We start from the raw sequence: 20,808 nt of genomic DNA on the forward strand, positions 1-20,808 counted from the left end.
TGCCCGAACAGCTGCCGAGCGCCGCCCAACGGCACCACCCGGAGCAGCAACAAGGGCCGATGGAAGCCCGGTTGGCGGCCCGGTCCTCAGCGGACCGGCGGCACCGCGAGGTGGTGCTCGACGACTCCGTGGCGCTCCGCCGCCGGCCTGCTGCTCCGCACCGGCGTGCGCTGCCTACGGGGCGCCTTCACGGCGCCGCCGTGAACGGGCGGCAGGCTGCCGGTCGCCCCGTCCCGCCGCTCAGCCCTGCTCCATCGGCTTCGGGTGGATCATCGCGAAGACCGCGCCCTGCGGGTCGGTCACGACGGCCATCCGGCCGGCGATCATGTCGAAGGGCTCCATGATCGCGCTGCCGCCGGCCGCGGTCACCTTGGCGACCGCCGCATCGGCGTCCGCCACCGCGAAGTACGTCAGCCAGTGGGACGGGGTGTCGGCGGGCAGATGCTCGGGCATCGGCTGCATACCGCCTACGGGGTTCCCCTGCACGGTGAGGGAGTAGTAGTGCGGGGCGCCTTCCATCTCGCTGGTCTCGATGCCGAAAGCGGCCTTGTAGAAGGCGGAGGCGGCCGAACGTTCGCTGGTGTTGAGCTCGTTCCAGATCAGTGCACCGCTCTCGTTGACCACGCCGGCGCCGGGGAAGTCGACCGGCTGCCAGACGCCGAAGACCGCGCCGGTGGGGTCGGCGGCGATGCACATCCGGCCGAGGGTCATCACGTCCATGACGGGCATGAGGACGGTGCCGCCGGCGGATTCCACCGACCGCGCGGTGGCATCCGCGTCGGCGGAGGACAGATACGTGGTCCAGACGGTCGGCGGCGCCGGCTGGTCGCCCATGGGGACCGCGGCCATGATGCCGGCGACGGGTTTCCCGTTCAGCTGGCAGACGGCATAACCGCCGGTCTCCGCCGGGCCGATCTCGCCGGTCCAGCCGAGGACGCCGGCGTAGAAGTCGATGGCGGCCTGCTGGTCCGGGGCCGCGAGGTCGACCCAGCAGGGCGTCCCGGGAGCGTAGGGAGTGGTGACGTCGGGCATCGGTGCCTCCTCGGAGCGGAGTGGTAGCCGCCCAGTGGCAACCGACCCGGACGGCCGGGCCGCTGGGACCGCCCCCTTTCCACAGTTCCCGCCGCCCGCCGACCCCGCCACTCGACACCGCGCACCGCCGCGGGCCGCCCCCGCCGCCGCCCGCTGCGGAACCGCCGGGCCGGGCGGCCGTCCCCGGACGCCGCGGCGCCGTCCCTTCCGTCCGCGAACGGAAGTGACGGCGCCGTACCGGGTGTCGGTCGCGCGGTGGCCCCGGTGGCATCAGGCCACGTCGAACGTGGCCGGGTCCGGGCCGATGCGGGTGCCCGAGTCCAGGTTGGCGACGGCCGCCAGATCGGCGTCGTCCAGCTCGAAGCCGAAGACGTCGAAGTTCTCCCGGATCCGCGACGGGGTGGCGGACTTGGGGATGACGACGTTGCCGATCTGGAGGTGCCAGCGCAGGACCACCTGGGCGGGGGTCTTGCCGTGCTTCCGGGCCAGCTCGGCGAGCGTCGGGTCCTGGAGGCCCTTGCCCTGGCCGAGCGGCGACCAGGCTTCGGTCGCGATGCCGTGCCGGGCATGGAACGCGCGGGACTCGGACTGCTGGAACTGCGGGTGCAGCTCGATCTGGTTGACCGCCGGGACGACCGAGGTCTCGCCCAGGAGCCGCTCCAGGTGGGCGGGCTGGAAGTTGGAGACACCGATGGCCTTGGCGCGGCCGTCCGCGTAGATCTTCTCGAAGGCCCGGTACGTGTCGAGGTACGTGTCCCGGGCCGGGAGCGGCCAGTGGATCAGGTACAGGTCGACGTACTCCAGGCCGAGCTTGGCCAGCGAGGCGTCGAACGCGCGGAGGGTGGCGTCGTAGCCCTGCTCCGAATTCCAGAGCTTGGTCGTGACGAAGAGCTCCTCACGGGCGATGCCCGAGGCGGCGAGCGCCTTTCCGGTGCCCTCTTCGTTGCCGTAGATCGCCGCGGTGTCGATGCTGCGGTACCCGGCCTCCAGGGCGTGCCCGACGGCCGCGAACGCCTCGTCGTCGGGGATCTGCCAGACGCCGTAACCGAGCTGGGGCATCGGGAGGTCGTTGTTGAGCGTGATGGACGGAACCGTGCTCACGGGGGAATCGATCCTTACGTCGGCCTTCGCGTACAGCGGTCTCAACGATCATCCGCCGCCGGACATTCCCGAGCATGCCGACAAGCCCGGAAATCCGGGTCATCCCGGGAGGGACCCCTTCGGGCGGCCGACGGCCCCTGGGGCACGGCCCCACCCCGCCCCCTCACCCCCGGTACAGCGCGTCGACCTCCACCGCGTAGGCCGCTTCGATGGCCTTGCGCTTGAGCTTGAGCGAGGGGGTCAGCAGGCCGTGCTCCTCGGAGAACTGGTTGGCCAGTATCCGGAACGTGCGGATCGACTCGGCCTGGGAGACCAGGGTGTTCGCGGCGACGACGGCGCGCCGGATCTCGGTCTCCAGGTCCGGGTCGCGCACCAGGTCGGTCGGCGGCATCTCCGGCTTGCCGCGCATGGTCAGCCAGTGCGCGACCGCCTCCGGGTCCAGCGTCACCAGCGCGGCGATGAACGGCCGGTCGTTGCCGACGACGATGCACTGGGCCACCAGCGGATGGGCCCGGACGCGCTCCTCCAGGGACACCGGCGAGACCGACTTGCCGCCGGAGGTGACGAGGATCTCCTTCTTGCGGCCGGTGATCGTCAGATAGCCGTCCTCGTCCAGGGAGCCGAGGTCCCCGGTGGCGAACCAGCCGTCGTGCAGCACGGCATCGGTCGACTTGGGGTCGTTGTGGTAGCCCTGGAAGATCTGGCCTCCGTAGAGCCAGATCTCGCTGTCCTCGGCGATATGGACGGTGGTGCCGGGGACGGGCGTGCCGACGGTGCCGAAGCGGGTCCGCTCCGGCGGGTTCGCGGTGGCGGCGGCGGTGCTCTCCGTCAGGCCGTAGCCCTCGAAGATCCGCACGCCGGCGCCGGCGAAGAACAGGCCCAGCCGGCGCTCCATGGCCGAGCCGCCGGACATCGCGTGCCGCACCCGGCCGCCCATCGCCTCGCGGACCTTGCTGTAGACCAGCTTGTCGAAGATCTGGTGCTGCATCCGCAGCGAGGCGCCGGGGCCGGAGCCGGTGCCGAACGCCTTGCGCTCCATCGCCTCCGCGTGGCGCACCGCGACGTCGACGGCCTTGTCGAACGGGCCGACCTTGCCGTCCGCCTCCGCCCGCCGCCGGGCCGCGGCGAACACCTTCTCGAAGATGTACGGCACGGCCAGGATGAAGGTGGGGCGGAACGCCTGGAGGTCCGGGATCAGGGCGCGGGCGGCGAGTTCGGGTTGGTGGCCCAGCTTGACCCGGCCGCGGATCGCGGCGACCTGCACCATCCGCCCGAAGACATGCGCCAGCGGCAGGAAGAGCAGGGTCGCGGCCTCGTCGCCGGGCTTCGAGCGGAAGACCTTGTCGTAGCGCATCACGATGTTGTCGGCCTCGGCCATGAAGTTGGCGTGCGTGATGACGCAGCCCTTGGGGCGGCCGGTGGTGCCGGAGGTGTAGATGATCGTCGCGGTGGCCTCCGGGGTGACGGCCATCCGGTGGCGGTGCACCACCTCGTCGTCGATGTGCGCACCGGCCGCGGTCAGTTCGGCCACCGGTTCGGCGTCCAGCTGCCAGAGCTTGCGGAGTTGGGGGAGCCGGTCGACGACCGAGCCGACGGTCATCGCGTGGTCCTCGTGCTCGACGAGACAGGCCGAAACATCGGCGTTGTGCAGCATCCAGAAGACCTGCTCGGCCGACGACGTCGGGTACAGCGGAATGGACTGGGCGCCGATGGACCACAGCGCGTAGTCGAAGAGTGTCCATTCGTAGCGGGTGCGGGACATGATGCCGACCCGGTCTCCGAACCTGACGCCCTGGGCGAGCAGGCCCTTGGCCAGGGCCATGACCTCGTCGCGGAACTGCGCGGCGGTGACGATCTCCCACTGCCCCGCGGAGTCCTTACGCCCCAGTGCGGTCCGCCCGGGGTCGGAAGCGGCGTTGTCGTAGACGGAGTCGGCCAGTCCGCCGACCCGGGGCGCGGTCGCCAGAGGTGGGACGGTGAACTCGCGCAATTGCCCAGCTCCTCGTGGTGCTTCTCACAAGGCCGCGACCGTACCCCACGGGGGCGGCGTGCGGGAGTGCGGTACCACGGCGCGAACGCTCCGCCACGCGAACCGGCCAAGCGACGAAATCGGGTTACTTCGGGTAACTGTGGACATTGTCCGGCTGTTTCGCCGCCGGACGATCACGATGCCGGGACCGGATCTGCACCAAATCTCTGCACCTCTCGCGGTCTCGGTGCACCGCCGGAGAGGACTACGGCGTTCCGCGGGAGATCCCTGGGAGATATTCGGGAGATCCACGGAAAATGCCTGCGGTGGCTCAGGCTCTGACCTACCGGACACACCCTAGGGGAGGTGCAGCCGGTCGCCGCCCGCCAGGATCGCGTCGGCCAGCGCCTCCGCCGGACCGCGGGCCGCGCCGGTGCGCTGCCCGTGCAGGAGGGCGAAGTCCACCCCGCCGAGCTCCGGCAGCCCGGCGCGCGGCGGTATCCGGACCAGGCCCGGCGGGATCATCCCCAGGGAGTGCGCCATGACGCCCAGCCCCGCCCGGGTCGCCGCGATCAGCCCGTTCAGGCTGCCGCTGGTGCAGGCGATCCGCCATTCCCGGCCCTGGCGCTCCAGCGCCTCCAGCGCTCGGGCCCGGGTCACCGCGGGTGGCGGGAAAACGACCAGCGGGACCGGCCGCTGCGGGTCCAGCCGCAGCCGCTCGGTGCCCACCCACACCAGTCGGTCCCGCCACACCAGCCGCCCGCGCGACTCCTCGGGCCGCCGCTTGGCCAGCACGAGGTCCAGCCGCCCGGCCGCCAGCAGCTCGTGCAGCGTGCCGGACAGCTCGACGGTCAGCTCCAGATCGACCTCGGGGTGGTCGCGCCGGAAACCTTCGAGCACCTCCGGCATACGCGTCAGCACGAAGTCCTCGGAGGCGCCGAAGCGGAGCCGCCCGCGCAGCCGGGTTCCCGCGAAGAAGCTCGTCGCCCGCTCGTTGGCCTCCAGGATGGTGCGCGCGAAGCCGAGCATCGCCTCGCCGTCCTCGGTGAGCTCCACGGCATGCGTGTCCCGGGCGAACAGCCGCCGACCGGCGGCCTCCTCCAGCTTCCGTACGTGCTGGCTCACCGTCGACTGCCGCAGCCCGAGCCGGTGCGCGGCCTGGGTGAAGCTCAGCGTCTGCGCCACCGCGAGGAAGGTGCGCAGCTGCGCGGGCTCGAACACGGGGACCTCCAGGGGCGGGCCGGACGCCGCGCCCGGCCGCCGTCCGCGGCGCTCCTCGGGAGCGCCGCCACGAACCCGCTGACCGGGCAGCGCGTACTTGCTCATCTCATTCCATGATGACAGTCACCACGGTAAGAGGGGTTCCCGATCGCCGCGGCGCCCGGCACTCTGGGCAGGGCACCGTCCATGCCACCGCCCGTGAGCCGCCGACCCCGAAGAGAGACCATGCGCCGCCCTCTGTTCCGCCTCCCCTCCTGGCTCCCCGTGGACGGTTACATCCTGGCGCTCGTCGGGACCGTCGCCCTGGCGGCCCTGCTGCCCGCCGCCGGCCCCGCCGCCGCCGTCGCCGACGGCGCCTCCACCGGGGCCGTCGCGCTGCTCTTCTTCCTCTACGGGGCGCGGCTGTCCACCCGGGAGGCGATGGACGGCCTGCGCCACTGGCGCCTCCATCTGACCACCCTGGCCTGCACCTTCGCGGTCTTCCCGGTGCTCGGCCTGGCCGCCCGCGGTCTGGTCCCGTACGTGCTGCCGCCGAACCTCTACTCCGGCCTGCTGTTCCTGTGCCTGGTGCCGTCCACGGTCCAGTCGTCGATCGCGTTCACCTCCATCGCGCGCGGCAATGTCGCGGCGGCGATCTGCGCCGGGTCGTTCTCCAGCATCGTCGGGATCGTGGTCACGCCGCTCCTGGCCGGGCTGGTGCTGCACGGCGGCGGCTTCTCCGCGCACTCGCTCGTCTCGATCGTCTGCCAACTGCTGCTGCCGTTCCTCGCGGGGCAGTTGCTGCGGCGCTGGTGGAGCAAGAGGGGTCGCGCGGTGGGGGTCCCCCCGGACGGAGTCCGGGGGAGCGTCGGGCAGGGCGGTGGCGGGCGACGGGAGGGCGACTTCATCGTCCGGCACAAGAAGCTCCTCGGGTTCGTGGACCGCGGCTCGATCCTGCTGGTCGTCTACGCCGCGTTCAGCGCCGGGATGGTCCAGGGCATCTGGCGGCAGGTCTCCCCGCTGCGGCTGCTGTGCCTGGTGGGTGTGGAGGCGGTGCTGCTGGCGGCCATGCTGACGGTCACCTCGTACGGGTCGAAGAGGCTCGGCTTCCCGCGTGCGGACCGGATCGCGATCACCTTCGCCGGCTCGAAGAAGAGCCTGGCCGCCGGGCTCCCGATGGCCAGCGTCCTCTTCGGTGCCCAGGCCGGGCTGGCGGTGCTGCCGCTGATGCTGTTCCACCAGATGCAGTTGATGGTGTGCGCGGTGCTCGCGAAGCGGTACGCGGCGCGGGCGGATGCGGAGGAGGCACCGGACGCCTCCGGGCGGGGTCAGTCCGGTCCGCCGCCGGTGACCCGGTCCAGCGGGAGCCCGAGGACCAGCGGGCCGGCGACCGAGGCGTTGGTGCCGCGGACCCGGGAGAGCTCGGCGTCGGTCAGGGCCCGCCGGTAGACGCGTACCTCGTCGAGGGCGCCGGTGAACTGGGCGCGGCCGTCGGGCCGCTGGCCCAGGTGGACGCCGAAGACCGAGGTGCGGCTGACCGACCCGGGGACATCGGCCGCGGTGGTGGTCGCGGTGCCGTCCACGGTGAGCAGCAGCCGGCCGCGGGTGCGGCGCAGCGCCAGGTGGTGCCAGCCGCCGTCGTTGTACGCGCCGTTGGCGGATACTCGGGCGGTGGCGGGGGGCCCGACGCCGTCGACGGCCGTCAGCCAGGCGGTGATCCGGCGGTGTGCGGGGTCGCCGGCCACCGCGACCTGCGGGGACGTGCTGCCCACCCCGCCCATCCACAGCAGCGGCTGCTCCCCGGCCGTCGCCCGGTAGCGGAACCACAGGGTGCAGGTGAAGTCGTCGCCGCCCAGGGGGAGCGAGTCGCGGTAGGGGAGGCGGACGGCGCCGTTCTTGCCGTCGAAGGACAGCGCGTGACCGAAGGGGCCGCTGGTGGGGCGGGCGCCGCCCAGGACCAGCGCCGGGCGGGCGCCGCGGGCGGTGTCGGGCGTGGTCGGGTCCGGGGCGCGGCGCGGGCCGAGCCAGTCCTCGGTGAAACGGGCGAAGCGGATCTCGTCGTGGGCGTCGGCGGTGCCGCCCTCGTAGAGCAGGCCGGTGACGCGGGGGGAGATGGCGACCAGGTCGGAGTAGCCGGACCAGTCGGCGGTGACCCGGGCGCCGCGGTCGACGCCTTCCCAGGTGCGGCCCTCGTCGTAGGAGGACCGGATGGTCATGGTGCGCCGCCGGTCGGGGTCGGCGGGCGCGGCGAGCAGGGTGCGGCCGTGGCCCCCGGCGGCGGGCGAGTGCGGCAGGCGCAGCGCCGACGCCTGCACCATCGGGGTGTAGAGGTCGGGGATGGCGCGGAACGGGGCGGTGAAGGAGTCGCCGCCGTCGCGGCTGACCGCGGCGGTGCGGTTGCCCAGGTCGGTGCCGTCCTGTTCCCGTCCGTTGACGTAGACGGAGCCGTCGGAGCGCTCCAGGAGGGCCATTTCGGAGGGCTTCTGGCGGAAGGTGCCGTCCGCGGCGACCGGCCAGGTGTCCACTGCGCCGACTTTCCAGGTGGCGCCCCCGTCGTCGCTGTGGATCAGGGCGGCGTGGTTGGCGGTTATCCGGTGGCCCGCGTAGCTCTCGGAGTTGACGCCGAAGAGCAGCCGGCCCGCGTGCCGGCCCCTGGTGAGCTGGATTCCGTGCAGGGGGCCGGTGGCGTACCAGGAATTCCACTGCCGGGGGCGGATGCTGCGGGTGAGGTCCCGGGGCGCGGACCAGGCGGCGCCGTCGTCGTCGCTGTACTGGAGGTGCGGGGTGCGGTCGCAGGGGACGTCGCAGCTGAGGCCGTCGGTGCGGCCCTTGTTGTAGGTCTCGGCGATGACGATGCGGCCGGTGCGGCGGTCCACGATGGGCGCCGGGTTGCCGTGGGTGTCCCCGTTGCCGTGGTTGACGACCTGGAGCGGGCCCCAGGTCCGGCCGCCGTCCGTGGAGCGCTTGAGGACGAGGTCGATGTCGCCCGCGTCACCGCAGTCGTGCACCCGGCCCTCGGCGAACGCGAGGAGGGTGCCGCGGGTGGTCCGCACGATGGCGGGTATACGGAAGCAGGAGTACCCCTTCTCCCGGGCCGCCTTGAAGAGCACCTGCTGGTCGAAGCCGCCCGAGGGGGCGTCGGGCGCGGCCTGTGCGGGGGCGGTCGCCAGGGCGCTGAGGGCGCTGAGGGCGCCGAGGGCGCCGAGGGCGGTGGCGGTCAGCGCGGCGAGGGCGGCGAGAGGAGCCGGCGCGCGGTGGCGCCGGGGTCTGCTGCGGAGGCGGGGGTGTGCGCGGAGAACCGACGTCATGGTCCGGCCTGCCCTTCGAGGCATCGGGTCGGGTCATCAGGACATCCAACGTCCTATGTGCAGATGCGACGGAAGCTACTGCCGCGTGCGGACCGCGACAAGGAGCCTGCGTCGGTTCTCCGCGCCGGCGCCGGAATTCACTCTCCCGGGACCGGAGCGATGCGCCGTGTGCGCCGCCCGGGGTGCGCGGGGGAGCGGCGGCGCGTACCGGACGGGTCACGGCCGGAGGACCACCTTGCCGAGATTGGCCCTGGCCTCGATGATTTCGTGCGCCTTCGCCGCCTCCGCCAGCGGCAGTTCGGCGTGCACCGCGGCCCGCAGCCGGCCGGATCCGGCCAGCTCCCACAGCTGCCCGCGGTGCTGTTCGTACAGCTCCCGGTGGACGGTCGAGAAGCGCCGCATGGTCAGCCCGGTGATGGTCTTCGCACCTGCCAGCAGTTCGTACGCCGGGACCGTGCCGCCGCCGGAGTTGAAGAAGACCAGCCGCCCGCCGGGCGCGAGCGCGGCCAGTGCGCGCGGCAGCAGGTCGCCGCCGACGCCGTCCAGCACGATGTCGGCCGGCTCGCCCCAGGACTCCTGGTCGTAGGTCACCACCTCGTCGGCGCCCAGCCCGTACAGGAACTCCGCCTTGGCCGGCGAGCCGACCGCGGCCACCACCCGCCCCACCCCCTGGAGCTTGGCCAGTTGGACGGCGAGATGCCCGGTGGCGCTGGCCGCTCCGGTGATCAGTACGGACTCGCCGGCGGCCGGTGCGGCGGTGCTGAGCGCGGCCAGCGCGACATGCCCGCTGCGGACCAGCGCCACCGCCTGCACCGCGCTCGCGCCGTCGGGGATGCGACTGGCCAGGAAGGCGGGCGCGAGGGCGAGTTCGCCGTACGAGCCGGTGAGGGTGAGCGAGGTGACGCGGTCGCCGACGGCGAAGCCGCTGACCTCCGGCCCGAGCGCGATGACCTCTCCCGCGACCTCCCCGCCGAGCACCCCGGGCAGCGGCACACCGCCGCCCTTCCCGTCGCCGCGGACCTGATGCACCGACGGCAGGGTGACGCCGATCGCCTCGGTGCGCACCAGGAGATCGCCGGGGCCGGGCACCGGCTCCTCGGTCTCCTCCATGCGCAGGACCTCGGGGCCGCCGTAGGCATGGAATCGGACGCGGCGCATGGGCCGTCACCTCCACAGGAGTCGGTCGCACTCCGACCAGTTTCATTGGATGCCCCAACGATAACCACAAACCATTGGGCTTGCCAATGGTTTCCGTTGGAGATCCCTATGTTGGTCCACCCCATGGATTTCCCGGTACGGTGGTCCCATGGCCGACACCCCCTACGCCCCCAGCCGGATCCGCGCCCTCCCCAGCTGGCTGCTGGGCCGCGCCGCCGCCCGCGGCCACCGGCTCGTCGCCGAGGCGCTCGCCACCGAAGGCATGCGGATGATGCATCACGCCGTGCTGTCCGCGGTCGCCGAACTCGGCCCGGTCTCCCAGGCGGAGCTCGGCCGGACGGTGGGCATCGACCCCAAGGACATGGTCGCGATCGTCAACGACCTCCAGGGCGACGGGCTGGTCACCCGCACCCCCGACCCCAAGGACCGGCGGAAGAACGCCGTCGAGATCTCGGCGGAGGGGCAGCGGCGGCTGCGCCGTACGCAGCGGCTCGGCGATGCGGCGAACGCGGAGCTGACCGCCGCGCTGAGCGACGAGGAACGGGCGCAGCTGATCGCGCTGCTGACCCGGATCGTGGCCCCCGGCGAGTGAGCGGCCGGGTCCGGCCGACGCTGGGGCGCACCCCGCCGGCCGGTCCGCCGGCGCCTGCGGCGGGTGGGTGGCCTCAGCCTGTGGTGGCCGCCGCTCCCAGGGCGAGCCGGTGCTCGCCCGCGTACACGTTCATGGAAGCGCCGCGCAGGAACCCGACCAGCGTCAGCCCGGTCTCGGCGGCCAGGTCGACGGCCAGGGAGGACGGGGCGGAGACCGCGGCCAGTACGGGGATGCCCGCCATCACGGCCTTCTGTGCCAGCTCGAACGACGCCCGCCCGGAGACCATCAGCACACACGACGACAGCGGCAGCCGGCCGTCCTGGAGCGCCCGCCCGACGATCTTGTCCACCGCGTTGTGGCGCCCCACGTCCTCCCGTATGTCCAGCAGTTCGCCGTCCGCGGTGAACAGCGCGGCGGCGTGCAGGCCCCCGGTCCGCTCGAAGACGCGCTGCGCGGCCCGCAGTCGGTCGGGGAGGGCCGCCAGCGTCGCCGGGTCGATACGGAGCGGGTCGCCGGAGGGGGGATCCAGCGGCCAGCGCGCGATGGTGCGGACCGCGTCCAGGCTGGCCTTGCCGCACAGCCCGCAGGACGACGTCGTGTAGACGTTCCGCTCCAGGGTGATGTCCGGAACGGGGACCCCGTCGGCCAGTCGGACGTCCACGATGTTGTAGGTGTTCGAACCTCCCCCGCTCTCGCCTTCGCTCGACCGGGAGGTGCCCCCACCCGTGGCCCCCGCGCAGTAGACGATGTTTGCCAGCTCGTCCGCGCCTGCGAGGACGCCCTCGCTGACGAGGAAGCCCGCCGCCAGCGCGAAGTCGTCGCCGGGCGTCCGCATGGTGATCGCCAGCGGTTTGCCGCCCAGGCGTATCTCCAGCGGCTCCTCGGCGACCAGGGTGTCCGGACGGGTGCTCACGGCACCGTCACGGATGCGGATGACGCGGCGTCGCTCGGTGACCCGTCCCATGTCTGACCAGTCCTACTCGTCGGATTCAGCGCTGCTGTACCTGCGGGTAGCCGAAGCGGCCCTTGATGCAGGGGGTGTCGTGGGCCACCGGTTGCCGTGCGGTGAGGTGGCCTTGACGATCTCATTGTCCTGCACCGGGAGCGTGGGGTTGCAGCCGACTTCGCGGTAGGCGCACACGGTGGTTGTCCGGGTCTGTGCCGCCTCGTCCCGGGTGCCCGCCTGCTCGGTGGAGATCCGGGCGCCGGAACCGACCTCGTTGGTGCCGGTCACCGCCCGGGGTGGGCTTCGGTGTCACCTGTCTTATTTCCAACTGCCATATGAGGGCCGGGGATTGGACCTCGGTGGCGGCATGGAACGCTGTGCCGATCCCCCGCTCCGGCGGCGGCGCCTCGCTGACCGTACCGGCCGGGTCCACGCTCTCCCGTGCCGGTCGGCAAGGGCAGGGTGGGGGAGGCCGAGGTGCGCGAGGTGCGGAGGCCGGTCCGGACTGTGGAGGGCGGCTTGTACTCGGTAGACTGTAGACGATAACCCATTGCGGAGGGGGACCTCGATGCTGTCCACAGGGCTACCGCAGGGAGCCGTGCCGAAGCTCGAACGACCCGGCCCGCTCCGCGAGCGCGTCTACGAGGCGCTGCTCGAACTCATCACCACCCGCGCGCTCCGGCCCGGCCAGCACCTGGTCGAGAGCGAACTCGCGGGCCATCTAGGGGTCTCCCGGCAGCCGGTCCGCGAGGCGCTCCAGCGGCTGAACACCGACGGCTGGGTCGATCTGCGGCCCGCGCAGGGCGCCTTCGTCCACGAGCCCACCGAGGAGGAGGCGGACCAACTGCTGACGGTCCGGACGCTGCTGGAGGCGGAGGCCGCCCGGCTCGCCGCGGCGCACGCCGGCGCGTCCGGGGTCGCGGAGCTGGAAGGGCTGTGCGAGCAGGGCGAGCGCGCCGTCCGCGACGACGACGTGGATGCCGCGGTGGCGCTCAATGCACAATTCCACGCCAAGGTCATGGAGTTGGCCGGCAATGCGGTGCTCGCGGAGCTGGCCGAACAGGTCGGGCGGCGGGTGCGCTGGTACTACACGCCGGTGGCCCGGCAGCGCGGCAGGCAGTCCTGGACCGAGCACCGCGAGCTGATCGCGGCGATCGCCGACGGCGACGAGGCGCGCGCCACCACGGTGATGCGCGCGCACACCGAGCACACCCGGCGTACGTACCACGAGCGCCGGCGCGACGGCGCCTGACGCACCGGGCGCGGCCGGCGGGCTTCCGTGCCCCGTCCGATCCGCGAGACCGGCACGAATCACTCGCCGCCGGCCGGGTAATGTGCAGGCGATCACGCGGTACCGCATCGCGGACATAGCCCCGGAACCCGACCAGAAACGGCGAGACGTACATGAGTGAAGGGACAGCACCGGCGGTCGGCGACGCCACCTCCGTCGCCGACCAGGCGGCCCGCGAGCGGCTGCTCCACCTGCGCAGCAGCATCGACAACCTCGACGCGGCGCTGGTGCACCTGCTCGCCGAACGTTTCAAGTGCACCCAGCAGGTCGGCGAACTCAAGGCCCGGCACAGCCTGCCGCCCGCCGACCCGGCCCGCGAGGCCGACCAGATCGAACGCCTCCGCCGCCTGGCCGAGGACGCCCGCCTCGACCCCGCCTTCGCCGAGAAGTTCCTCAACTTCATCATCGACGAGGTCGTCCGCCACCACCGGGCCATCGCCGACCGCACCAACGGGGAAGAGGTCGTGCACGACGGGGTCTGAGGCTCTTGCAGGGCCGGGCGCCGCGCTGGGAGCCTCCCCGGTGCGGGACGCCCGGCCCGTTGCGTTCCCGGAGCGTCGCTCAGGTCGTCTCGCGGCTGATCGGGTGCGGATGGGGAGTGACATCACGGAGGCGGGTCCGTCCCGGCTGGTGGAGCAGGAGGGCGAAGACCGCTGCCACCACGGAGACGCCGCCGGCCAGGGCGTAGGCGCCGTTGTAGCCCCAGGCGGTGACCACCATGGAGCCGAGGCCGCCGCCGAACAGGCCGCTGACGAGCTTTCCGCTGTAGACCAGGCCGTAGTTGGTGGCGTTGTAGTTCTCGCCGAAGTAGTCGGGAGTCAGGGCCGCGAACAGCGGGTAGAAGGCGCCGCCGCCGAAGCCGGAGAGGAAGGCGAAGGCCAGGAACAGCCATTCGCTGTGGATTTCGCCGGCCCAGATCACGCCGAACTGCGCCAGGCCCAGGACGACGATGACGAATACCAGGGTGGGTTTGCGGCCCCAGAGGTCCGACAACCAGCCGACCACGGCCCGTCCGACGCCGTTGACGACCGACATCACGCCCATGGACGAGGCCGCGACCAGAGGGCCGAACCCCACTTCCTTCGCGAAGTCCACCTGGAAGGAGATCCCGAAGACGGAGACGCCGGCGGTCAGGACGACGGTGACCCACATCAGCGGCAGCATTCCGCTGCGGACGGCCTCCGCGGGTGTGTACTGCTTCGCCGCCGGGGGATTCTTCGCCAGGCTCGCCGCGCCTTTGGTGTTGCCGCCGAAGTTCGGCGGGTTGACGTCCGCGGGCCACCAGTTCTTCGGAGGGTCCTTGAAGAACCAGGCGCAGCCCGCCACGACGAGCAGCACATAGACCCCGATGAGGTCCAGCACCTCGTGGAAGTCGCCGATGTCGAAGGCGTAGGTGAAGACGAAGATGAACGGCAGCGCGCCGTAGGCGAATCCGCCGTTGACGAATCCGGTCTTCGCGCCCCGTCGCTCCGGGAACCACTTTCCCACCATGTTGATGCAGGTGGCGTAGACGAGCCCGGAACCGATGCCGCCGACGACGCCGAAGCCGCAGATCGCCGGCAGGACGTCGTCCAGATGCGAGAGGGCGGCAAAGCCGAGCAGACAGAGGGCCGCGCCGAGGTACATGGCCGGGCGGGCGGTGAGTATTCCGCGCTCCCGCAGCCAGCCGGCCGGAAAGGCGATCCCGGCCTGGAAGAACACCCAGACGCTCAGAATCCAGAACGTATCGCTCCGGGTCCAGTGGTGGGCGTGCGCGAGGGTGTCCTCGGCGGATCCGTAGGCGTACTCGGAAACGCTGATGGCCATCATCGCGATCCACGGCAGATACACCATCAGTTTCCGGGAGTGGCCGCCGAGTACATCGCGGTCGGTTTCGCCGACCCGGTAGACCCGGCCCCTGCTGTCGGTGATTTCCCGGTAGTTGCGGCTGCCGACTGCCGCGTCGTCCTGTTCGAGGTCGTTCCGGTCGGTCATGTCGTTCCCCTTGCATTCCCTTTGGATCGCAGGAACCCGGTCAGCGCGCCCCCTGTCCGCTCTCTTCGTTCTCCCGGAGAGCCGGATCAGGTGCCGAGCAGCCCCGCGGCCCGCGCCCAGCGGTATTTCGCACCCAGCGCCGCCACCGGCTTCTCGGTCGTATAGGGGTAGGCGACGACGCCCCGCTCGAAGAGACACCCGGCTGCCTCCTCGACCTCGGTGTCCCCGGCCAGCGACGCCACCACCGGCTCTTCGACACCGTGCGCCCGGAACTCCCCGACGACCCGCGCGGTCAGCTCCGCGAAGACCATCGGCGGGGTGACGAGGGTGTGCCAGTAGCCCAGCACCAGGGCGTGGATCCGCGGGTCCGCCATACCCAGCCGGATGGTCGCCTCGTACGTCGCCGGCGGCTCGCCGCCCGTGATGTCGACCGGGTTGCCGGCCGCCCCGAACGGCGGGATGAAGCGCCGGAACGCCGCGTCCAGGTCCTCCGGGACGTCCATCTCCGATGGCCACGATCCGCTCCTGGAGGGCGTGTTCACCGGTCTCGGCGAAGCCGGACGGGATCGGTACGGCGTTCGGGATGCCCTTGCGGCCGGCCTCCTCCAGCGCCGCGGGGACGAACGGCGCCGGGATCGCGAGCACCGCCACATCGACCTCGCCCGGTACGTCCGCCACCGTCCGGTACGCCTTGCGGCCGAGAACGCCGTCGGCCTTGGGGTTCACCGGATGGATCTCTCCCGGGAAGCCGCCGTCGAGGAGATTGTGCAGCACCGAATTGCCGATCTTGGCGGAGGTCGACCTCAATCCGGTGTTCGCCGCGGCGGACGGGGTGCTGGCCGCCGACGTCCGCATCCTGCTGAGCGAGGGGGCACCGCGGCGGCGCAGGACGGCGTACGCCTGCGCGTTCCGCACGATCGCGGTGAACGCGCCCCGCACCTCGGCCGCCGAGGTCAGGCCGGCCCGCACCCCGCCCGCGCCGGTCTTGTGCAGGATGTCCGGCGAGACGATCTTCAGCGCCACCGGGAACCCGATCCGGTCCGCCAGCGCCACCGCGTCATCGGCGCACTCCGCCAGCCCCTCGGCCGGGGTCGCCATGCCGTACGCCTCGGCGATCCGCCGGCCCTCGGGTGCCGTGAGCGCCGTCCGCCCCTCCCGGGCCCCGGCCAACACCTCTCGAACGATGCCTTTCTGAGCATCCGTCAGATCACCCCGTCCGCCTTCAGCAGCCGCAGTTCCTCGTCGCCCAGGCCCAGCTCGCCCCCGTACACCTCGTCGTTGTGCTCGCCCAGCAGCGGGGAACGGCGGACCTCGACGGGGGAGTCGGACAGCTTCAGCGGCGAGCCGACGGTGGTGAACGCGCCGCGCTCGGGGTGCTCGACCCGGACGACCATCCCGTTGGCGGCCAGCGAGGCGTCCTCGACGATCTCCTTCGTCGACAGGACCGGCCCGCAGGGGATGTTGTGCGCGTTGAGCCGCTCCAGCACCTCCCACTTGGGCAGGGTGCTGCTCCACTCCTCGATCAGCTGGAACATCTTCGACAGCCTGGGCAGCCGGGCCTGCGGCGTCGCCCATTCCGGGTCCTCGGCCAGCTCGGGCCGCCCGATCAGCTCGGTGAGCGGTCGCCAGCCGGCCGGCTGCACGATCACATAGACATAGTCATTGGGCCCACCCGGCGCACACCGCACCGCCCACCCCGGCTGCCCGCCACCGCTGGCATTGCCGCTGCGCGGCACCTCGTCGCCGAACCTCTCGTTCGGATACTCCGTCAACGGGCCGTGTTCCAGGCGCTGTTGATCGCGCACCTTGACCCGGCAGAGGTTGAGCACGGCGTGCTGCATGGCCACATTGACCCGCTGCCCGCGGCCTGTCGTGGTCCGCTGGTAGAGCGCGGCGAGGATCCCGGCGACGCAGTGCACACCGGTCCCCGAGTCGCCGATCTGCGCTCCGGTCGCCAGCGGCGGCCCGTCCTCGAAGCCGGTGGTGGCCATCGCGCCGCCCATCGCCTGGGCCACCACCTCGTACGCCTTGAAGTCGGTGTACGGGCCCTCGCCGAAGCCCTTGATGCTGGCGTAGACGATCCGCGGGTTGATCTCCTGGACGCGGTCCCAGGTGAAGCCCATCCGGTCCACCGCGCCCGGCCCGAAGTTCTCCACCAGGACGTCGCTGCGGCGGATCAGCTCGGTCAGCAGCTCCCGGCCCCGGGCGGTCTTGGTGTTGAGGGTGATGCTGCGCTTGTTGCAGTTGAGCATCGTGAAGTAGAGGGAGTCCACGTCGGGGATGTCACGCAGCTGCCGGCGCGTGATGTCACCGGTGGTGGCCTCCAGCTTGACGACGTCCGCACCGAGCCAGGCGAGCAACTGCGTGGCGGACGGCCCGGACTGAACATGGGTCATATCGAGGACACGGATGCCGTCGAGCGCCTTGGTCACGGCGGACTCCCTCCTACTTGTACATGGTCTGGTTCACGGTTCCGGGGGCGTAGGCGTCCGGATCCACCCATACGTTGATCAGCGAGGGCTTCCGGGACTCCCGCGCCCGGCGCAGCGCCGGCCCGATGTCGGCGGGGTCGCGGACCTCTTCGCCGTAACCGCCCAGCATCTGGGCGAACTTGTCGTAGTGCACATCGCCGAGCGTGTTGCCGACCCGCTCGCGCTCCGCGCCGTACCTGGCCTTCTGGCCGTAACGGATCTGGTTCATCGAGGAGTTGTTGCCGACGATGCCGACGAACGGGAGGTCGTAGCGGACCAGGGTCTCGAAGTCCCAGCCGGTGAGGCTGAACGCGCCGTCGCCGAACAGCGCGACCACCTCCTTGTCCGGCCGGGCCTGCTTGGCGGCGAGGACGAAGGGGATCCCGACGCCGAGGGTGCCCAGCGGGCCCGGGTCCATCCAGTGGCCGGGCGACCTGGGCTGCACCACCTGCCCGGAGAAGGTGACGATGTCGCCGCCGTCGCCGATGTAGATCGAGTCCTCGGTCAGGAAGTCGTTGATCTCGCTGACCAGCCGGTAGGGGTGGATGGGGGAGGCGTCGGACCGCAGCTGCGGCAACCGCTTGTCCAGCGCGGCCTGTTCGGCGGCCCGCAGCTCGTCGAGCCACTCCTTGCGGCGGGACCCGCCGCCGCTGACCCGTCCGGACGCGGCTTCGGCGACCGACGCCAGAATCAGCCCGGCGTCCCCGACGATCCCGAGGTCGATGTCCCGGTTCCTGCCCACCGTCCGGTAGTCCAGGTCGATCTGCACCACCGTCGCGTCCGGGGACAGCCGCCTGCCGTACCCCATCCGGAAGTCGAAGGGGGTGCCGACGACGACGATGACATCGGCGTTGGCGAACGCGTACCTGCGCGACAGCTGGAAGTGGTGCGGATCCCCGGGCGGCAGCGTGCCGCGCCCCGCGCCGTTCATGTACGCAGGGATGTCCAGGGCCCGGACGAGGTCGACGGCGGCTGCGGTGCCGCGCGTCGTCCACACCTGGCTGCCGAGCAGGATCGCCGGCTTCTCGGCGTGCACCAGCAGATCGGCCAGCCGCTGCACCGCCTCCGGATCGCCGGCCGAACGGGTCGAGGCCCGATAGTGCCCGGCCTGCGGGATCCGGGCCTGCGCGACGGGCACCTTGGCGTCCAGCACATCGCGCGGGATCTCCAGGAAGGAGGGGCCGGGCGCGCCGTGGTAGCACTCGCGGAACGCCATCGAGACCATGTCGGCGGCGCGCGCGGTGTCCGGGACGGTGGCGGCGAACTTGGTGATCGGCGTCATCATGTCGACATGCGGAAGGTCCTGGAGCGACCCCATCTTGTGCTGGGAGCGCGCGCCCTGACCGCCGATCAGCAGCATCGGTGACTCGGCCCGGAAGGCGTTCGCGACGCCGGTGACCGCGTCGGTGGTGCCGGGACCCGCGGTGACCACCGCGCAGCCGGGCTTCCCGGTGAGCCGGGCGCGGCCGTCCGCGGCGTGCGCGGCGACCTGTTCATGGCGTACGTCGACCACGTCGATGCCCTCGTCGACGCAGCCGTCGTAGATGTCGATGATGTGGCCGCCGCAGAGGGTGTAGATGACGTCGACCCCCTCCGCCTTGAGCGCCTTGGCGACCAAGTGCCCGCCGGAGATGAGGTCCTGGGCGTCCTCGGGCATGTGCATCGCGTCCCTTCCCTGGCTCGTACGGGCGACATCGACCGGGGGTGCGGCAGATTGCATACAGTCGACGAATACTGTATGAACCCGTTATCCCTCATCGGATCGCCGATGTCCAGAGGGGCGCACGGCGATCGGGTCAAGGAACGGGCATGGACCGGTTCGGACGTCGGGCACGGGAACTTTTCGCGGAGTACGGCGTGTTGGCCGCGTATGCCGCCGGAGCCGCCGGTCGCGGCCCGCCTCGCCGCCACCCGCCTCGACGGCCGGGCCGTCGTCAGGGTCCGGGTCGGGCCCGGCGGCCGGACCGGGCCCGCCGGCCCCCGGTCGCCGCCCCCAGGTGGTCGTGCCGACCGCCCCGAGTGACACTCGCCATACCCGACGCCGCAACGGCCCGCGCGCCACCACACACCGCTACCGTCCAGTAACGCGGTTTCCGACGGAGCCGCCCGAGCGCCACCACCCTGCCCCTCCGGCCGTGCACCGAGAGCGGAGACACCCGATGGCACCCACCTCCGAAACCACCCCGACACTCACCCTCAAACCCGGCACCTCCTGGCAGGAGGCCTGGCAGCGCAGCCGGACCGCCGCCCCCGAGGCGTTCCGCGACGACCGGGTGCGCAACCTCTGGGCCGGCACCTGGCACGCCGACGGCGACCCGCTGCCCGCCGGCAGCCCCGTCGACGGCACCGCCATCGCCGGCCCGCCCCGCCTCGACGCGGACGCCGCGCTGGGCGCCGTCCGCGCCTCCCTCGACCAGCACCGCGCCTGGCGCCAGGTCCCGCTCGCCGAACGCAAGGCCCGTATCTCCGCCACCCTCGACGCCCTCACCGAACACCGCGAACTGCTCGCGCTGCTCCTCGTCTGGGAGATCGGCAAGCCCTGGAAGGCGGCCCAGGCCGACGTCGACCGCGCCATCGACGGCGTCCGCTGGTACGTCACCGAGATCGACCGGATGCTCATCGACCGGTCCCCGCTGCCCGGCCCGGTCAGCAACATCGCCAGCTGGAACTACCCCATGTCGGTGCTGATCCACGCGATGCTGGTCCAGGCGCTGGCCGGCAACGCGGTGATCGCCAAGACCCCCACCGACGGCGGCCTGGTCTGCCTCACCCTCGCCTGCGCCCTGGCCGCCCGCGAAGGCGTCCCGGCCACGCTGGTCAGCGGCGGGGGCAGCGCCCTCTCACCCGCCCTCGTACGTTCACCGGAGATCGGCTGCGTCTCCTTCGTCGGCGGACGCGACACCGGCGCCCGCGTGGCCACCGCCGTCGCCGACCTCGGCAAACGCCACATCCTCGAACAGGAGGGCCTCAACACCTGGGCCATCTGGAACTTCACCGACTGGCAGTCCCTCACCCCCCAGCTCCGCAAGACCTTCGACTACGCCAAGCAGCGCTGCACCGCCTACCCCCGCTTCGTCGTCCAGCGCGAGGCGTTCGCGGACTTCCTCGCCGCCTACCTCCCGGCCGTACGCAGCGTCCGCTTCGGCCACCCGCTGGCCGTCCCCGACCCCACAGACCCCCTCCCCGACCTCGACTTCGGCCCCCTGATCAACGCTGCCAAGGCCAAGGAACTCGCCGACCTCGTCACCGAGGCGATCTCCCGCGGAGCCGTGCCGCTGCACCGCGGCACCCTCGCCGACGGCCACTTCCTGCCCTCGCAGGACACCTCCGCCTACCTCCCGCCCACCACCCTCCTGTCCCCGCCCCCGTCCTCCCCCCTCCACCACGCCGAACCCTTCGGCCCCGTCGACACCATCGTTCTCGTCGACACCGAGGCGGAACTCCTCGCCGCGATGAACGCCAGCAACGGCGCCCTGGTCGCCACCCTCTCCTGCGACTGCGACGAGACCTACGACCGCCTGGCCCCGCAGATCCGCGCCTTCAAGGTCGGCCGCAACAAGCCCCGCTCCCGCGGTGACCGCGAAGAGCTCTTCGGCGGCTTCGGCAACTCCTGGCGCGGCGCCTTCGTGGGCGGCGACCTCCTCGTCCGCGCCGTGACCGAGGGCCCCGCGGACGAACGCCTCCCCGGCAACTTCCCGGAATACCACCTGATGCCGTAGGCGCCTCGGTTCGATGCCGCAGGCACCTCGGTGAGGCGGGGCCCGGC

General features: G+C 72.0%; 14 protein-coding genes and 4 pseudogenes. 5 read left to right on the forward strand and 13 right to left on the reverse strand.

Annotation, left to right across the window (positions count from 1 at the left end):
• Positions 1 to 240: 240 nt before the first annotated feature.
• The 4 genes from IEZ17_RS21930 to IEZ17_RS21945 form a co-directional block, all read right to left on the reverse strand.
• On the reverse strand, positions 241 to 1,032 hold the full coding sequence (locus IEZ17_RS21930) for a VOC family protein (RefSeq protein ID WP_189302730.1): 792 nt from the start codon (positions 1,030 to 1,032) through the stop codon (positions 241 to 243).
• Positions 1,033 to 1,302: 270 nt separating this feature from the next.
• Positions 1,303 to 2,133 (reverse strand): aldo/keto reductase, encoded by an 831-nt coding sequence (locus tag IEZ17_RS21935; RefSeq protein ID WP_189302732.1) that lies wholly within the window; start codon positions 2,131 to 2,133, stop codon positions 1,303 to 1,305.
• A 163-nt stretch (positions 2,134 to 2,296) separates the two neighbouring features.
• A complete protein-coding gene (locus IEZ17_RS21940; RefSeq protein ID WP_229852492.1) occupies positions 2,297 to 4,123 on the reverse strand; it encodes an AMP-dependent synthetase/ligase in 1,827 nt (608 codons plus the stop codon).
• Between the two features lie 336 nt (positions 4,124 to 4,459).
• The gene (locus tag IEZ17_RS21945; protein ID WP_189302923.1) at positions 4,460 to 5,323 is read right to left on the reverse strand and encodes a LysR family transcriptional regulator; all 864 of its coding nucleotides are present in this window, start codon (positions 5,321 to 5,323) and stop codon (positions 4,460 to 4,462) included.
• Positions 5,324 to 5,548: 225 nt separating this feature from the next.
• On the opposite strand from IEZ17_RS21945, the gene IEZ17_RS42615 reads away from it, so the two are divergent.
• Positions 5,549 to 6,751, forward strand: coding sequence for a bile acid:sodium symporter family protein (locus tag IEZ17_RS42615; RefSeq protein ID WP_229852493.1), 1,203 nt, complete (start codon positions 5,549 to 5,551; stop codon positions 6,749 to 6,751).
• On the opposite strand, the pseudogene IEZ17_RS21950 reads toward IEZ17_RS42615, so the two are convergent.
• Together IEZ17_RS21950 and IEZ17_RS21955 are read right to left on the reverse strand one after the other, a co-directional pair.
• Positions 6,643 to 8,610: pseudogene (locus IEZ17_RS21950) on the reverse strand (exo-alpha-sialidase); the annotation flags it as partial. The gene IEZ17_RS42615 and the pseudogene IEZ17_RS21950 sit on opposite strands and share 109 nt — an antisense overlap.
• Positions 8,611 to 8,826: 216 nt before the next feature.
• Positions 8,827 to 9,768: a quinone oxidoreductase family protein gene (locus tag IEZ17_RS21955; RefSeq protein WP_189302736.1), complete on the reverse strand. Its 942-nt coding sequence runs from the start codon at positions 9,766 to 9,768 to the stop codon at positions 8,827 to 8,829.
• A 148-nt stretch (positions 9,769 to 9,916) separates the two neighbouring features.
• Between IEZ17_RS21955 and IEZ17_RS21960 the strand changes: the two genes are divergently transcribed.
• The gene (locus IEZ17_RS21960; RefSeq protein WP_189302738.1) at positions 9,917 to 10,360 is read left to right on the forward strand and encodes a MarR family winged helix-turn-helix transcriptional regulator; all 444 of its coding nucleotides are present in this window, start codon (positions 9,917 to 9,919) and stop codon (positions 10,358 to 10,360) included.
• Between the two features lie 73 nt (positions 10,361 to 10,433).
• Here the strand turns inward: IEZ17_RS21960 and fdhD are convergent, their stop codons facing one another.
• Together fdhD and IEZ17_RS21970 are read right to left on the reverse strand one after the other, a co-directional pair.
• On the reverse strand, positions 10,434 to 11,324 hold the full coding sequence (gene fdhD, locus IEZ17_RS21965) for a formate dehydrogenase accessory sulfurtransferase FdhD (RefSeq protein ID WP_189302740.1): 891 nt from the start codon (positions 11,322 to 11,324) through the stop codon (positions 10,434 to 10,436).
• Between the two features lie 25 nt (positions 11,325 to 11,349).
• Positions 11,350 to 11,546, reverse strand: a pseudogene (locus IEZ17_RS21970) (2Fe-2S iron-sulfur cluster-binding protein); the annotation flags it as partial.
• Positions 11,547 to 11,874: 328 nt separating this feature from the next.
• On the opposite strand from IEZ17_RS21970, the gene IEZ17_RS21975 reads away from it, so the two are divergent.
• Complete coding sequence (locus tag IEZ17_RS21975; RefSeq protein WP_189302742.1) at positions 11,875 to 12,558, forward strand: GntR family transcriptional regulator; 684 nt, start codon at positions 11,875 to 11,877, stop codon at positions 12,556 to 12,558.
• A gap of 152 nt (positions 12,559 to 12,710) precedes the next feature.
• Positions 12,711 to 13,079 carry a chorismate mutase gene (locus IEZ17_RS21980; protein ID WP_189302744.1) on the forward strand — a complete coding sequence of 123 codons (369 nt, stop codon included), beginning with the start codon at positions 12,711 to 12,713 and terminating at the stop codon, positions 13,077 to 13,079.
• 79 nt (positions 13,080 to 13,158) lie between these two features.
• On the opposite strand, the gene IEZ17_RS21985 is transcribed toward IEZ17_RS21980, so the two are convergent.
• The 5 genes and pseudogenes from IEZ17_RS21985 to IEZ17_RS22000 form a co-directional block, all read right to left on the reverse strand.
• Entirely contained in the window at positions 13,159 to 14,571 is a 1,413-nt protein-coding gene (locus tag IEZ17_RS21985) for an OFA family MFS transporter (RefSeq protein WP_189302745.1), read from the reverse strand.
• Positions 14,572 to 14,657: 86 nt separating this feature from the next.
• Positions 14,658 to 15,402: pseudogene (locus IEZ17_RS21990) on the reverse strand (CoA-binding protein); the annotation flags it as partial.
• Positions 15,403 to 15,522: 120 nt separating this feature from the next.
• Positions 15,523 to 15,669, reverse strand: a pseudogene (locus tag IEZ17_RS44520) (acetate--CoA ligase family protein); the annotation flags it as partial.
• Between the two features lie 104 nt (positions 15,670 to 15,773).
• Positions 15,774 to 17,003, reverse strand: coding sequence for a formyl-CoA transferase (gene frc, locus IEZ17_RS21995; protein ID WP_189302747.1), 1,230 nt, complete (start codon positions 17,001 to 17,003; stop codon positions 15,774 to 15,776).
• A gap of 13 nt (positions 17,004 to 17,016) precedes the next feature.
• Positions 17,017 to 18,699 carry a thiamine pyrophosphate-binding protein gene (locus IEZ17_RS22000; RefSeq protein WP_189302925.1) on the reverse strand — a complete coding sequence of 561 codons (1,683 nt, stop codon included), beginning with the start codon at positions 18,697 to 18,699 and terminating at the stop codon, positions 17,017 to 17,019.
• Between the two features lie 502 nt (positions 18,700 to 19,201).
• Between IEZ17_RS22000 and IEZ17_RS22005 the strand changes: the two genes are divergently transcribed.
• Positions 19,202 to 20,761, forward strand: coding sequence for an aldehyde dehydrogenase family protein (locus IEZ17_RS22005; protein WP_189302749.1), 1,560 nt, complete (start codon positions 19,202 to 19,204; stop codon positions 20,759 to 20,761).
• Positions 20,762 to 20,808 lie beyond the last annotated feature (47 nt).

Origin of the sequence: Streptomyces albospinus, from assembly GCF_014648695.1 — a bacterium.
GTDB lineage: Bacteria > Actinomycetota > Actinomycetes > Streptomycetales > Streptomycetaceae > Streptomyces > Streptomyces albospinus.

Excerpts from the sequence above, each read along its gene's own strand:
- IEZ17_RS21955 (WP_189302736.1), bottom strand. The coding sequence starts at position 9,768 with ATGCGCCGCGTCCGATTCCATGCCTACGGCGGCCCCGAGGTCCTGCGC.
- IEZ17_RS42615 (WP_229852493.1), top strand. The coding sequence starts at position 5,549 with ATGCGCCGCCCTCTGTTCCGCCTCCCCTCCTGGCTCCCCGTGGACGGT.
- IEZ17_RS22000 (WP_189302925.1), bottom strand. The coding sequence starts at position 18,699 with ATGCCCGAGGACGCCCAGGACCTCATCTCCGGCGGGCACTTGGTCGCC.
- IEZ17_RS21930 (WP_189302730.1), bottom strand. The coding sequence starts at position 1,032 with ATGCCCGACGTCACCACTCCCTACGCTCCCGGGACGCCCTGCTGGGTC.
- fdhD (WP_189302740.1), bottom strand. The coding sequence starts at position 11,324 with ATGGGACGGGTCACCGAGCGACGCCGCGTCATCCGCATCCGTGACGGT.
- IEZ17_RS21975 (WP_189302742.1), top strand. The coding sequence starts at position 11,875 with ATGCTGTCCACAGGGCTACCGCAGGGAGCCGTGCCGAAGCTCGAACGA.
- IEZ17_RS22005 (WP_189302749.1), top strand. The coding sequence starts at position 19,202 with ATGGCACCCACCTCCGAAACCACCCCGACACTCACCCTCAAACCCGGC.
- IEZ17_RS21960 (WP_189302738.1), top strand. The coding sequence starts at position 9,917 with ATGGCCGACACCCCCTACGCCCCCAGCCGGATCCGCGCCCTCCCCAGC.
- IEZ17_RS21980 (WP_189302744.1), top strand. The coding sequence starts at position 12,711 with ATGAGTGAAGGGACAGCACCGGCGGTCGGCGACGCCACCTCCGTCGCC.
- IEZ17_RS21985 (WP_189302745.1), bottom strand. The coding sequence starts at position 14,571 with ATGACCGACCGGAACGACCTCGAACAGGACGACGCGGCAGTCGGCAGC.